Below are 12,450 nucleotides of genomic sequence, written 5' to 3' on the forward strand. Positions count from 1 at the left end.
AGCGTCAGTAGGCGTACCAAATCGCGGCACCTTTCGGCGAGCCTCCGCCCAATATGCGTCACAGTGAGCGATCTTATGTCACTGGAGGTAACTATCTGGAGCCCCAGGAGTCATGGAGGAGGCCGAATGCGCAGGAGACTGTTTCGCAGATGTCTGCTGATCGCTGCCGCGACCGTACTCATGTCCGGGTCGATCGCGGAGGCCGCCGACGGGATGGCAGCCAACCACGAACCGGGCGTGTTCAGCGAGGTCGAGATCACCGGGAAGGGGCCGGGCCGGTCGGTGACCGGATACCAGGCGCCCGAGTGGTTCAACCCGCTAGGCGGCTATCCGGGGACGGTCCCGCCGGGGTCGATGCCATACGACATCGGCTTCGCGGGCACGCTCAGGATCACTGACCCGGTCACCGGGCAGAGCGCACTGACGTACTGCATCGATCTGCGGACCGACACCGACGACGGCGTTCACTACCGGGCCGGAGCGTGGGACGAGGCGAATGTCTCCCACCTCGGCTACGTCGAATACATTCTGCAGCACTACTTCCCATCCACGCACGAGCCCGAAGGGCTCGGCGAGGACAAGCGGGCGGCCGCCGTACAGGCCGCGATCTGGTACTTCAGCGACAACTACGTCGTATCCGTGGCGAACCCGCTCAGGCGCGTCGTGGAGACGATCGTGGAGAGCGCGCTTCGTCACGGACCGAGCCCCGAGCCGAGGACGCCCAAGGTCGAGATCACGCCGTCGGAACTGCCGGCGCCGTCCGGGGAGATCGTGGGACCGTTCACCGTCCGGGCGGACGGACCCGCGCGAATCAGGCTGTTCGGGGTCGAGGTCTTCACGGACCCGGCCGGCAAGCACCGGATCGCCGACGGCTCGGAGGTCCGCCCCGGCCAGCGCCTGTGGGCCTACAGCCTGTCGCCGGAGCAGCCGCAGGGCTTCCTCATCGAGCGCGTGGTGAAGGGCCTCGTCGGTACGGTCTACCTGTACGACGGCTCGAACCCGCACCTTGAGAAGGCTCAGAAGATCATCCTGGCGCAGCCGATCAAGGCGGTCGCCAAGGGCGGTGCCAAGCTGAAGCCGTTCGACGCCGGCCGACTGGAGGTCGTCAAGCGGATCAAGGGCAACGGCGCCGGGCACCAGGGCCAGATCAAGATCAACGTCGACTGCACCTACCCGACGTTCAAGCGCACGATCACCATCCCCGCGGGCGCGAAGGCCGGAGACCGGACCTTCCTGTTCAAGGGGATCGCGACGGGCAGTGTCTGCAAGGTCACCGAGACGGCCACCGGCGCCAACAAGCGGGCCAAACTGGTCGGCACGCCCACCATCGTGCCGTCGCACGTGAAGATCGAACACTGTAAGACACAGCGCATCACCGTGACCGACACCTTCCGCAAGGTCGTTCACCGGCACCGCCACCGTGACCACGGGGGACGGCGGCACCGGGAGCACCGGGAGTTCGAGGTCGCAGGCTGAGCACAACAGTGGGGTGGCGGCCGAACCGGCCGCCACCCTCGTCGCCCGGTAGCCGCCCGGCGCTCGCCAGGCCAGACGGCTAACGGGGGAGATCTCGTCGATCAGACTCGGTCGCTAGGTGGCCCGGTCTCCGATCGCCACCTTGACGACCGAGCCGTCAAGGGTGATCGACGAGATGTGGTCCTTACACTTCCGCCATGTACGGTTGCCGTACCTGGTCACTGAAGAAAGTAGCGGTGCCGCCGTCGTCGTAGGAGACGGTCAGCCGGAGCTTGCTGGAGTGGTACATATTCAGCGATATATCGGTGATGGTGCCGCATCTGCCCTTTATGGTGATACGGTCGCCGATCGCGAAACGGTTCATCTGACCACGGTCGCGTCGGACCCACATGCCGATCTCGCGCAGGTTGACCTTCTTGTGTTCGGTACGGCCAGGCTTGCGAAGAGTCGCGGACTCGGGAGCGGTGCCGGCGAAGGCGACCCAGAGCTCCCACTCGTCGCGGACGAGGGTGAGCATCGGTCCGTTGGCGTCACTCTCGCTGGTGACCCTCCAACCGCGCTGCACGGCCTTGGTCTCTAACGCGTTCGGATTCATCGTGACCTCCTGGTGCGTAGATTCGTGGCATTTACCAGTAGACGTGGTCGGGTGTGTGGTCAGAGTAAATTTCCGAACCACCCGCTCGCCCGATCCATGCCACGGTTACGGACGGTTGCTTTCCCATTACGTATAACGAATGACGGTTACCGCGACAGCCAGGTCCACGTGTCCGCGACGGTCTCTTCTACCGGACGGCAGCGCAACCCTGTGGCCTGGGCGCGGGTGGTGTCGGTGTGGATCAAACCGGCCAGATGAGGCTCCGGCGGGATCCAGCAGGGCAGTTCGGCCCAGCGGTCGATGCCGGCGGCCGTGATCTCCTCGGGGGTCTTCCAGTCGAGGTCGGCGTCGGCGCCGGTCACGGCGATAGCCGCCTCCAGCAGCGAGCGCATGCTGGTGTGGCCTGCGGGATTGACGAGATTGGTCGGGCCTGGGGGAGCGGCGAGGATCCAGGCGGCCAGGTCGCGGACGTCGACGAACCGCACCGGCAGCTCGGGCGGGCCGGGCGCGAGCACCGTGCCGCCTCTGGCGATGAGGTCCAGCCAGTAGGGCAGCCGCCCGCCGTTCTCGTGAGGGCCCAGGATGAGGCCGGCCCGCGCCAGGACGGCACGGTCGCCGAAGGCCGCGAGGGCGGCGAGTTCGCCGCCGCGTTTGTTGGGAGCGTACTCGCCGGTTTCGGCCTTGGCGGAGGCTTTTACCGTGGGGTGGCTTTCGTCGAGGTCGCGAGGCAGGGGCGGGGCGTAGACCGCTCTGCTGGAGACGTACACATAGCGTTCGGCGCGGTCGGTCAGGGCGGTGGCGCTGTGGGTGACGGCCTTCGGGGCGCCTGCCCAGGTGTCGAGCACGGTGTCCCATTCGCCGTCGAGGGTGGCGAGGTCGGCGGGGGACAGGCGGTCGCCTCTGAGCTGCCGGGCGGCGGGGTGTGCCCAGGAGGCATGGCCTCTGGTGAACGTCGTGACCTTCCAGCCGTGGGAGATGGCCAGGGTGACGACGGTTCTGCCAACGAAGCCTGTTCCTCCGAGGACCAGCATGCGGTTCACCTGGGCGATGCTAGCCGCAGACAGATCGCACTGCCCGGAACAGCGCCACCCTGTGGATAGCCGAGTTGAAAGCGGCGAGCCTGTGGATAACTTTTGGGGCGGCTCGGGTCGGCGAGGTGCCGTCCGTGATGGCTTGAACCCCGGAGGGACCGGGTGCAGGAGGACCGGCGACGCTGGAAGGACCGGGCTCAGGAGGACCGTCGACGGTGGTTCGGGCCGAGGGGGCGCTGCTGGACTCGTGGGGCGGAGGCGGGTTGTGGTGGAGGGCCCGGGAGAGGTGGTGCTCACAGTTCGGGAGGGTGCGGGATCGGCTGATCGACTCCAGCAGTTCGGGGGTGAGGCGGTCGAGGCGGGGGCGGATGTCCGCGCGGAGGTCGGGGGCGTGGGTGGGACGTTCGGCCGGGCGGAGGGACCAGCGGGCATGCAGGAAGCGCTGGACGAGTTTTCCGGCTTCGATCTGGTCGCGGAAGATCGTGGTGGTGAGAGTGGGGTCGAGGCCCATCCGCTGTGAGCGTTCCGTCACTGATGTGAGTAGGTGTCGCTCGCGGTCCGGGTCGTCGATCGGGCGGCCGGTGATCCACTTGGCGGCTGCGACCGGGTGCGCCAGCATCAGGCGGTCGGCTGAGAGCTGAACGAATCTGATGAGGGCGTGGTGGCGGTTCGTCGGGACTTGGGCGGATGTGAGGTGTCGGTGGTCGGTGGGCCGGGGGTGGGTGGATGCGGCGGATGGGAAGTGGTTGGTGAGGGCCGTGACGGTGACCAATACGGGGGCCAGTACGGTCATGGCGGGCATGCAGGGGTCCTCGCGGGGATCGGAGAGGTACGGTTCAACGGGTGATCATCGAGATCGACGTGGAGAGAGCGGCGCCGTCCGACCTGCCGCCGGGGGGCACCTGTGTGGTCGCCAGGCGGGGCGACGAGGTCGTGGGCTGGGCGTATCTGCTGGGGGACGGGGAACCCCGTCCGGTCTTCCTGGAGACCGGCCGACTGGACGTGGCCGCGTACACGGAGCTGATGGGTGTCGCGCGGACGCTGGCGGGGTCGGCGGGCATGACGTGGATCACCTCCGGGTCCGAGCGTGACAGGCAGGTGGCCGCAGCGGTCGGTGCCACGCTGACGGAGGAGCTCGACGCCATGTGGGAGTCTCCCCGTACGGCCTGGCCGCAGCCGACCGGCCTCGGGCGGGAGCACACCGGAGCCGACGACACCCTGCTGGCCGAGTTGTACACACGTCTGGGGGAGCAGCGCTGCGACGAAACCGGCTGCACCACCGTGTGGACCGCCGCCGACGTGGCCGCCGCGACCGACGGCCAGGTCCTGTGTGTCCTGGAAGGACCTGACGGGCTGCGCGCCGTGGCCGGGGCGATGCCGGAGGCCGGGGCGGGGGTCGCGGGTGCCGAGCGGGTTCAGACGGAGATCGGGGCGGGGGTCGCCGATGCCGAGCGGGTTCAGGTGTGGGTGGTCGAGGACGGGCTGTCGGAGGGTGAGCGCGGGAGGCTGGTCGCCGGTGTGCTCGGCCTGGTTCGGCGCCGCCATCCTTCGGTCGGGGCCGCTTACGCGACAATCCCGGCGCCGGGGTTCACGAAACTCGAGAACGACGTCCGGTACGAAGCTTCATAGTGGAGGCATGATCATTCGAGCCGTCCTCACCTTGCTGGCCATCCCGATCTCCGCGGTCGTAGTGAGTTCGCCCGCCGAGGCCGAGTCGAAGGAGTCGGCGCGGCGCAAGCTGGCCCAGCTCAAGGTCGCCAAGCCGTTGTCCGCCCGGGGGTACGACCGCGCCCGGTTCCAACCGCGCTGGGCCCACCACCGGGGCCGGTGCGACGCTCGCGAGACCGTCCTGGCCCGCGACGGCAAGGGCGTGCGGCGGAACGCGGCCTGCCGACCGGTCAAAGGCACCTGGTACAGCCCGTACGACGGCAGATGGTTGCGGAACGAGCGATTGGTGGACGTCGATCACGTGGTGCCGCTGGCGTACGCGTGGCGTTCGGGCGCGAGCCGATGGAGCCAGGCCAAGCGGCGTGCCTTCGCCAACGACCTGACCAGGCCGGAACTCATCGTGGTCAGCCACTCGGCCAACATCGCCAAGGGCGGACAGGGCCCGCAGAGCTGGCGGCCGCAGCGGCGCGCCTACTGGTGCGAGTACGCGACGTCGTGGATCACGGTGAAGCACCACTACCGGCTGTTCGTGACGAGGAGCGAGCGGACGGCGCTGCTCAACATGCTCAGGACGTGTCGCTGAATATTCGGGTGCCCTCGTCAGAAGGCTCCTCTATCGTCTGCGCATGACCAAGGACGGCCGGGCCGTAACCGCTCAGAGCGAAGACTTCTCCGCGTGGTACAACGAAGTGATCACCAGGGCGGAGCTCGCCGACCGTGGTCCGGTGCGGGGCACGATGGTCATCCGACCGTACGGTTACCGGATCTGGGAGCTGCTTCAGGAGGAACTCGACCGGCGCATCAAGGCGACCGGCCACCAGAACGCGTACTTCCCCCTGCTGGTCCCGGCGAGCTATCTCGACAGGGAGGCCGAGCACGTCGAGGGGTTCGCGCCCGAGCTGGCCGTCGTCACGCACGCCGGAGGCAAGGAGCTGGAGGAGTCCGTCGTCGTCCGGCCCACGTCGGAGACGATCATCGGCGAGATGATGTCGCGCTGGATCTCCTCGCACCGTGACCTGCCCATGCTGCTCAACCAGTGGGCCAACGTCGTGCGGTGGGAACTGCGGCCGCGCACGTTCCTCCGTACGACGGAGTTCCTCTGGCAGGAGGGGCACACCGCGCACGCGGACGCCGAGGACGCCATGCGCGAGACCATGCTCGCCCTGCGGATCTACACCGAGGTCGCCAGGGATGTCGCCGCCATGCCGGTCGTGCCGGGGGAGAAGACGCCCGGCGAGCGGTTCGCGGGCGCGGCGCGGACGTTCACGATCGAGTCGATGATGCGTGACGGGAAGGCGCTGCAGGCTGGGACGTCCCACTACATGGGGACGAATTTCGCGCGGGCCTTCGGCATCCGGTACGCGGCCGAGGACGGGCGGCTCGAAACGTGTCATACGACGTCATGGGGGATGACCACCCGCATGATCGGCGCGGTGATCATGACGCATGGCGACGACAGGGGGCTGGTGCTGCCGCCTCGGCTGGCGCCGTACCAGGTGGTGGTCGTGCCGATCGGGCGCGGGGAGGAGATCGCCGCCGCGGCGGCGCGGGTGGCCGAGCGGCTGGCCGCGGCCGGGGTGCGGGTGCATGTGGACGATCGGCCGCAGCATTCGCCGGGGTACAAGTACAACGAGTGGGAATTGCGCGGGGTGCCGTTGCGGCTCGAACTCGGGCCGCGTGATCTCGCCGCCGCCTCGGCCGTGCTGGCGTGGCGGATCGGCGGGGAGAAGGAGAACGTCGCACTGGCGGACCTGGAGGAGATCGTCCCCCGGGCGTTGGACGAGTTCCAGGACCTGCTGCTGCGGCGGGCCGCCGACTTCCGCGCGGCCGCCACGTCGGCGGTGGACGACTGGGCGGGGTTCCGGGCCGCTGCGGCGGATGGGTGGGCGGCCGCCTTCCACTGCGGGGAGGCGGCGTGCGAGCAGCAGATCAAGGCCGAGACGGCGGCCACCGCGCGGTGCGTGCCGAACGACGCTCCCGAGGCGGAGGGGACATGCGTCCGCTGCGGGAGGCCGTCGGCGTACGGGAAGAGGGTGTTGTTCGGGCGCGCGTACTGACAGCACACGGGTGTGCCAACCGCGCACGGGGCGCCTGGGACTCCAAGGTGTGCGCGCTACTGGGCCGGTCGGTGGGTGAGGAGGACGGCGTGGTGGTCGGTGCCGGTGGGGCCGTCGGGATCGGCGTGTACGGTTGCCGCCCGCAGCCTCGGCAGGTCGTGGATCAGGCGGTGCTCGGCCTCGACGGCCACGGCGTGGGCCTCGACCAGCGACAGGTCGTGGCGCACCGCGATCTCGACCTCGGCGTGGAGGGCGTGGCCGATCCAGCGCAGCCGTACCGAACCCACCCGGGCGATGCCCGGCACGGCGGTGAGGATCTGTTCGGCCTGTTCCACCAGGGCGGGGTCGACCGCGTCCATGAGCCGGTGGTAGATCTCGCGGGCGGCGTCGCGCAGGACGAACAGGATGGCCGCCGTGATCAGCAGGCCGACGATCGGGTCGGCGATCGGGTAGCCGAGCGCGGCCCCTCCGGCACCGAGCAGGACGGCGAGGGAGGTGAAGCCGTCGGTGCGGGCGTGCAGGCCGTCGGCGACCAGCGCGGCTGAGCCGATCTCGCGGCCGACCTTGATCCGGTAGCGGGCGACGGCCTCGTTGCCGAGGAAGCCGATGACTCCGGCGGCGGCGACGAGGGCGAGGGCTTGGACGTTCTCGGGGTTGATGAGGCGTTTGACGGCTTCGTACCCGGCCAGTCCGGCCGAGGCGGCGATGAGGAGGACGATGATGATTCCGGCGAGGTCCTCGGCGCGGCCGTAGCCGTAGGTGAAGCGGCGGGTGGCGGCGCGGCGGCCGACGGAGAAGGCGATGGCGAGCGGGATCGCGGTCAGGGCGTCGGCGAAGTTGTGGAGGGTGTCGCCGAGCAACGCGACCGAGCCGGAGAAGGCGACGATGACGGCCTGCACGCAGGCGGTGACCATGAGGGCCGCGAACGAGATGACCAGCACCCGCATGCCCCGGCTGCTGGATTCCAGGGCGCTGTCGGTCTTGTCGAGACTGTCATGACTGTGCGGCGTGAACACCGACATAAGACGCTTTATCCCCCACGCGCCCTCGTGTCCGTGGCCATGCCCGTGGCCATGCCCGTGTCCGTGGGCGGGTCGATGTTCCGTGTCGGGCTCGGGTTCGTGCTGCTGTGGGGGGTCCAGTTCGGCCATTGTGCGTGCCTCGTTTGCTTTTGCTGGGTTTAGGGGCATCATATGTATTCATGTACGCACGCGACAACGAATCAGGTGCGACCCCTTCGCAGGAACAACCCACGAGCGCGCAGGTAGCGGCCGCGATCGAGGCGTTCCGCATGCTCAGCGACGCCACCAGACTGCGGCTGATGTGGCTGCTGTCGCACGGCGAGTTCGACGTCGGCACGCTCGCGGCCGAGATCGGTGTCGCCCGCCCCTCGGTCTCGCAGCACCTGGCCAAACTGCGGCTGAGCGGACTGGTCGAGACCCGCCGAGACGGCCGCCGGGTGCTCTACCGGGCCAGGGACTCACACGTCAGGGCCGTCATCGACGAGGCCCTGTTCCACGCCGACCACGAGGTCAGCGGCATTCCGCGTCACGACTGACCGAGCGTCGCGGCCACCCCGGGCCCCACGGTCGCGCGGAACACCGCGTCGATCTCTGCGGGAGTGGCCGTGATCTCCTCGTCCGCCCACGTGCGCGCCAGCGCCATGAACGCCCCCACCACGCAGGTGATCGTCAGGTCGAGCGAGACCGACGCGGTGGCACCCCTGGCGAGCAGTTCCTCGCGCACGATCCCCGCGAGGATCTGCTCGCTCCTGGTGATCACCGCCTTGCCGCCCCGCCTGCCCAGCAGCGCGCGGACCAGTCTGCGCTGCTCGGCCACGTGCTCGAACATCGGCAGGCTGAACGCGAACAACGGCCCGTCGCCGCTGGGCGCCGGGCGCAGGAACGCCAGTTCGTCGAGGCTGCTGAACAGCACCGCCTGCTTGTCGGTGAAATGCGCGTAGAAGGTCGAGCGGCCGACGTCGGCGCGGTCGATGAGGTCGGTGACGGTGGCCGGCTCGTAGCCCTTCTCCAGGATGAGCTCCACCAGCGCCCGCTGGATCGCCTGCCGGGTGCGCCGCACACGCCTGTCCACGTTTCCGGACACTTCCCTTCATTTCATTCGGTACGGCACAGCACGCCGAAACCAACCGTTGACCCGTCCACGTTAACGAACAGATCATTCATAAGTGAACATACTGTTCAGAAAGGTGGCGACATGGGACTCGGGAAGCTGCTGCACGGCCACGCGGAACACGCGGAGGAAGGCGGCACGATCGACCGCCCGCGAGCGTACGAGCTGTTCTCCGACCTGGGCTTCTTCGGGCGGCGACGGGAGATGTTCACCCGGCTGGCGGCGTTGTCCGGGGTCCGTCCCGGCGACAGGGTGCTCGACGTCGGCTGCGGCACCGGCTACCTGAGCCGGATCATGGCCCAGGTCGCCGGGCCGTCCGGGCAGGTGACCGGGGTGGACCTGTCGGTGCCCATGATCGAGCACGCGCGGCGGCAGGCGCCCGCCGACTGCGCGTACGTCGTCGGCGAGGCGCAGCGGCTCGACCTGCCTGATGCGTCCATGGACGTGGTGACCTCCAGCCTGGCCGTTCACCACCTGCCGGTGGCGGCGCGGGCGGCGGCCTTCGCCGAGATGCACCGCGTGCTGCGTCCCGGCGGGCGGTTGCTGATCGCCGAGTTCAGGCCGCCGACGAATCCGCTGCTCGCGCACGTCATGCTGAAGTTCTCCGGGTCGCCGATGCGGCACAACCCGCGTGACCTGCTCGGCGGCCTCATCCCTGACGCGGGCTTCGAGGTGGTCGAGGAGGGGGAACTGCCGGTGATGCTCTATTACGTCCGGGCCCGCCGTCCCTAGGTGGCGGTGATGACCCGGTCGAGGGCCCGCTCGGACGCTCGCAGGTCGTCGATCGCGCGGCGGATGCGTTCCCGCTCGTCGCGCAACTGGCCGACCACCACGGGGCAGGTGGGGACGAGATGATCGCCGTCGGGGCGCAGGCACGGCAGGACGACGGCGATCGTGCTGGTGCTCAGCCCGGCGGCCAGCAGGCTGCGGATGTTTGCGACGACGTCGATGTGCTCGTCGGTGTATTCGCGGTAGCCGCTGCTGCGTCGTGCGGGGTCGAGCAGGCCCTGTTCCTCGTAGTAGCGCAGCAGCCGTTCACTGACCCCGGTGCGCCGCGCCAGCTCTCCGATCCGCATGTCGGCTCCGTAGCCTCGGCTCCAACCTCAGGGTGAAAGCCTACCCGCCTGCGGCAAGGCGGTGGAGACGGTCCCTTGCGGATCGGCCGGGTAGACCGTCTGTCAGGGGGTCACGCGTTTCATGATCGGATTCCTGGGGAGCTCAGAACTTTTTCGGACGGCGGGTCGAGAGGAACAGGTAGCCGATCAGGGCAGCGGCGATGAGCAGGCCGACAAGGTTCTCAATGGTCATCACATATCCCCTTTTCTCGGATGCCAGCTATAGAGAAGCCCTGCCGGGAAAGGGCGGCAACCACTCTTGATGGGATCACTACTGTCACCGGCGGAATCCCTACGCGTTCTTGACGCCCCGGGTGTGTCGCCGCGGGTCGTGGAGGTGGGGCGGCGGCGTTCGGGCGGTCGGTGTGGTCGCGGCCCTCCGTGTGTCGTCGCGGGTTGCGGAGGTGTGGCATCAGTCCGGCGTCAGCATTCAGGCGATTGGCGTCCGGATTACATATCGATCGGCTGACATTTCGATGTATCGGCCTAGCGTCCTTAGCGGAGAGATTTCCGCAGGAGGCATTCGATGTCACAACCCCGATTGTTCGTCCCCGTCCGGGTCAGCAGGTACGCCACGGCGCTGCGGCTGTTCCGTACTCCCTCGGGCGCCAGGACGGCGGTCGCCTTCAGCTCCCCGCTCCGGCTGGCCGCCGTCCTCGGGACCCGGCAGCAGTGGGTACGGCTCACCGAGCCCGCGCTGCGCGGGATGACGGCCGAACTCGGCGTCACCGGAGTCGTCATCGACCCGGCGGGGACGATGACCGGCACCTCTGCGGGTGTCGCCTGATGTGCCTTCTCCAGCAGGACCTCGCCGCCCAGGACACCTCGGGGCCGTGGTCGGCCACGACCGTGTTCACGCCCGCCGCCGAGACCGGCGGCGTGCCACTGATGGAGATCGTCGAGCGGTTCGGCACCCCGGCCTATGTCGTGGACGAGGCCGACCTGCGCGGACGCTGCAGAGCGTTCAAGGACGCGCTGCCGGGCGCCGACGTCGCCTACGCCGCCAAGGCGTTCCTGTGCCGGGCGGTGGCCAGTTGGATCGTCGAGGAGGGGCTCAGCCTCGACGTGTGCTCCGGAGGAGAGCTGGCCATCGCCCGTTCCATCGGCTTCCCCGCCGAACGGGTGATCTTCCACGGCAACGCCAAGACGCCGCGCGAGCTGCAGCAGGCGGTGGACGACGGCGTGGGCCGGATCGTCATCGACAACCTGGCCGAGATCGCCCGGCTGGCCGTCCTCGTCCCGCAGGGACGTCGGCAGAAGGTGCTGCTGCGCGTCATCCCCGACATCGAGGCCGGGGCGCACGCGGCGGTCCGCACCGGGGGAGAGGGCCAGAAGTTCGGGCTGTCGATCGCCTCCGGCGACGCCGCCGTGGCCGTGGCGCGGGTGCTCGGGCAGCCGTCGCTGCAGCTCGTCGGGCTGCACTGCCACCTGGGCTCGCAGATCGACGAGGTCGGGCCGTACGTGCGGGCGGTGCGGATCATGGTCGAGCAGTACGCTCGCGTCCGCGACACCCACGGCGTGGTGCTGCCCGAACTCGACCTCGGCGGCGGGCAGGGCATCGCCTACCTGGAGGCGGAGCAGGGCCTCAGCCCGCACGCCTACGCCCGCGCGGTCCTCACCGCACTGGAGGAACGCAGCGCCGGGCTGGGCCTGCCGGCGCCCCGGCTGACCGTGGAGCCGGGGCGGGCGATCAGCGGCCCGGCCGGGCTCACGCTCTACCGGGTGATCGCCGTCAAGCGCACCCTCACCCGCACGTTCGTCGCCGTGGACGGTGGCATGAGCGACAACCCCCGCCCCTCCCTGTACGGCGCGCGGTACACGGCCCGCCTGGTCGGCCGCACGTCACGCCCAGCGCCACCGCGCGACTCGGCGACCTCGGCGAACTGCGCCGCTTCGGCCACCGTGACCAGGCAGGCGACGCTCGTCGGCCACCACTGCGAGGCCGGTGACGTGATCGCGGAGAACGTGCCGCTGCCGGCCGACATCAGGGCGGGCGACGTGCTGGCGGTGGCCGCCACCGGCGCCTACCACCACTCCATGGCCTCGACGTACAACCTGACCGGCCGGCCGCCGGTCGTCGCGGTGGCGGGCGGGGCCGCCCGGCTGGTGGTCCGGCGCGAGGAGATCGAGGACCTGATGCGGAGGGAGGTGGGGCTGTGAGCCGGATCCGGCCGGAGGCGGTCGGGCTGGTCGCGCTCATCGCGGTCGTGGCCGTCCTGACCCTCCTGCTCTGACATCCCAAGCGGTGTTCCACGTGAATCACGTGTTTCACGTGGAGCACTGTTCCCACGAAAGGGAGCGCCGCAGGCCGCGGCGCTCTCTTTCGCGTGTCACCCGCCGACACCGGTCGCTCGGCGTCAGCGGGCGAAGCGGTC

The 12,450-nt window shown here is 69.3% G+C and carries 14 protein-coding genes; 8 read left to right on the forward strand and 6 right to left on the reverse strand.

What is annotated here, in order from left to right; genetic code table 11:
• Positions 1-126: 126 nt before the first annotated feature.
• Complete coding sequence (locus tag ABD120_RS06275; protein ID WP_343948735.1) at positions 127-1,476, forward strand: thioester domain-containing protein; 1,350 nt, start codon at positions 127-129, stop codon at positions 1,474-1,476.
• Between the two features lie 184 nt (positions 1,477-1,660).
• Here ABD120_RS06275 and ABD120_RS06280 read toward each other — a convergent pair whose 3' ends face one another.
• From ABD120_RS06280 to aroQ, 3 genes are all read right to left on the reverse strand, one after another.
• A complete protein-coding gene (locus ABD120_RS06280) occupies positions 1,661-2,071 on the reverse strand; it encodes a hypothetical protein (RefSeq protein ID WP_343948736.1) in 411 nt (136 codons plus the stop codon).
• A gap of 146 nt (positions 2,072-2,217) precedes the next feature.
• Complete coding sequence (locus tag ABD120_RS06285) at positions 2,218-3,102, reverse strand: NAD-dependent epimerase/dehydratase family protein (RefSeq protein WP_343948900.1); 885 nt, start codon at positions 3,100-3,102, stop codon at positions 2,218-2,220.
• 19 nt (positions 3,103-3,121) lie between these two features.
• Positions 3,122-3,904, reverse strand: a complete 783-nt coding sequence (gene aroQ / locus ABD120_RS39720; protein WP_425563930.1) for a gamma subclass chorismate mutase AroQ — start codon at positions 3,902-3,904, stop codon at positions 3,122-3,124.
• 41 nt (positions 3,905-3,945) lie between these two features.
• On the opposite strand from aroQ, the gene ABD120_RS06290 reads away from it, so the two are divergent.
• Genes ABD120_RS06290 through proS form a run of 3 tightly spaced genes read left to right on the forward strand, consistent with a single transcriptional unit; the run spans position 3,946 to position 6,827 of the window.
• On the forward strand, positions 3,946-4,731 hold the full coding sequence (locus ABD120_RS06290) for a hypothetical protein (protein ID WP_343948737.1): 786 nt from the start codon (positions 3,946-3,948) through the stop codon (positions 4,729-4,731).
• A gap of 7 nt (positions 4,732-4,738) precedes the next feature.
• Positions 4,739-5,353, forward strand: a complete 615-nt coding sequence (locus tag ABD120_RS06295; RefSeq protein WP_343948738.1) for an HNH endonuclease family protein — start codon at positions 4,739-4,741, stop codon at positions 5,351-5,353.
• A 43-nt stretch (positions 5,354-5,396) separates the two neighbouring features.
• Positions 5,397-6,827 (forward strand): proline--tRNA ligase, encoded by a 1,431-nt coding sequence (gene proS / locus ABD120_RS06300; RefSeq protein ID WP_343948739.1) that lies wholly within the window; start codon positions 5,397-5,399, stop codon positions 6,825-6,827.
• A gap of 56 nt (positions 6,828-6,883) precedes the next feature.
• Here the strand turns inward: proS and ABD120_RS06305 are convergent, their stop codons facing one another.
• A complete protein-coding gene (locus tag ABD120_RS06305; RefSeq protein WP_343948740.1) occupies positions 6,884-7,849 on the reverse strand; it encodes a cation diffusion facilitator family transporter in 966 nt (321 codons plus the stop codon).
• A gap of 179 nt (positions 7,850-8,028) precedes the next feature.
• Between ABD120_RS06305 and ABD120_RS06310 the strand changes: the two genes are divergently transcribed.
• Positions 8,029-8,385 (forward strand): ArsR/SmtB family transcription factor, encoded by a 357-nt coding sequence (locus ABD120_RS06310; RefSeq protein WP_343948741.1) that lies wholly within the window; start codon positions 8,029-8,031, stop codon positions 8,383-8,385.
• Here the strand turns inward: ABD120_RS06310 and ABD120_RS06315 are convergent.
• On the reverse strand, positions 8,376-8,921 hold the full coding sequence (locus tag ABD120_RS06315; protein ID WP_343948742.1) for a TetR/AcrR family transcriptional regulator: 546 nt from the start codon (positions 8,919-8,921) through the stop codon (positions 8,376-8,378). The genes ABD120_RS06310 and ABD120_RS06315 overlap by 10 nt on opposite strands.
• Positions 8,922-9,044: 123 nt before the next feature.
• Between ABD120_RS06315 and ABD120_RS06320 the strand changes: the two genes are divergently transcribed.
• Positions 9,045-9,692: a class I SAM-dependent methyltransferase gene (locus tag ABD120_RS06320; RefSeq protein WP_343948743.1), complete on the forward strand. Its 648-nt coding sequence runs from the start codon at positions 9,045-9,047 to the stop codon at positions 9,690-9,692.
• Here the strand turns inward: ABD120_RS06320 and ABD120_RS06325 are convergent.
• Entirely contained in the window at positions 9,689-10,036 is a 348-nt protein-coding gene (locus ABD120_RS06325; RefSeq protein WP_343948744.1) for a MerR family transcriptional regulator, read from the reverse strand. The genes ABD120_RS06320 and ABD120_RS06325 overlap by 4 nt on opposite strands.
• A 565-nt stretch (positions 10,037-10,601) precedes the next feature.
• Here ABD120_RS06325 and ABD120_RS06330 point away from each other — a divergent pair.
• Both ABD120_RS06330 and lysA read left to right on the forward strand, forming a co-directional pair.
• Positions 10,602-10,862 (forward strand): SAV_915 family protein, encoded by a 261-nt coding sequence (locus tag ABD120_RS06330; protein ID WP_343948745.1) that lies wholly within the window; start codon positions 10,602-10,604, stop codon positions 10,860-10,862.
• Positions 10,862-12,235, forward strand: a complete 1,374-nt coding sequence (gene lysA, locus ABD120_RS06335) for a diaminopimelate decarboxylase (protein ID WP_343948746.1) — start codon at positions 10,862-10,864, stop codon at positions 12,233-12,235. The genes ABD120_RS06330 and lysA overlap by 1 nt, the downstream gene beginning before the upstream one ends.
• Positions 12,236-12,450: the final 215 nt, after the last annotated feature.

This window comes from Nonomuraea longicatena (genome assembly GCF_039525605.1).
GTDB lineage: Bacteria > Actinomycetota > Actinomycetes > Streptosporangiales > Streptosporangiaceae > Nonomuraea > Nonomuraea longicatena.

Excerpts from the sequence above, each read along its gene's own strand:
- ABD120_RS06275 (WP_343948735.1), top strand. The coding sequence starts at position 127 with ATGCGCAGGAGACTGTTTCGCAGATGTCTGCTGATCGCTGCCGCGACC.
- ABD120_RS06280 (WP_343948736.1), bottom strand. The coding sequence starts at position 2,071 with ATGAATCCGAACGCGTTAGAGACCAAGGCCGTGCAGCGCGGTTGGAGG.
- ABD120_RS06285 (WP_343948900.1), bottom strand. The coding sequence starts at position 3,102 with ATGCTGGTCCTCGGAGGAACAGGCTTCGTTGGCAGAACCGTCGTCACC.
- aroQ (WP_425563930.1), bottom strand. The coding sequence starts at position 3,904 with ATGCCCGCCATGACCGTACTGGCCCCCGTATTGGTCACCGTCACGGCC.
- ABD120_RS06295 (WP_343948738.1), top strand. The coding sequence starts at position 4,739 with ATGATCATTCGAGCCGTCCTCACCTTGCTGGCCATCCCGATCTCCGCG.
- proS (WP_343948739.1), top strand. The coding sequence starts at position 5,397 with ATGACCAAGGACGGCCGGGCCGTAACCGCTCAGAGCGAAGACTTCTCC.
- ABD120_RS06305 (WP_343948740.1), bottom strand. The coding sequence starts at position 7,849 with ATGTCGGTGTTCACGCCGCACAGTCATGACAGTCTCGACAAGACCGAC.
- ABD120_RS06310 (WP_343948741.1), top strand. The coding sequence starts at position 8,029 with ATGTACGCACGCGACAACGAATCAGGTGCGACCCCTTCGCAGGAACAA.
- ABD120_RS06320 (WP_343948743.1), top strand. The coding sequence starts at position 9,045 with ATGGGACTCGGGAAGCTGCTGCACGGCCACGCGGAACACGCGGAGGAA.
- ABD120_RS06325 (WP_343948744.1), bottom strand. The coding sequence starts at position 10,036 with ATGCGGATCGGAGAGCTGGCGCGGCGCACCGGGGTCAGTGAACGGCTG.
- ABD120_RS06330 (WP_343948745.1), top strand. The coding sequence starts at position 10,602 with ATGTCACAACCCCGATTGTTCGTCCCCGTCCGGGTCAGCAGGTACGCC.
- lysA (WP_343948746.1), top strand. The coding sequence starts at position 10,862 with ATGTGCCTTCTCCAGCAGGACCTCGCCGCCCAGGACACCTCGGGGCCG.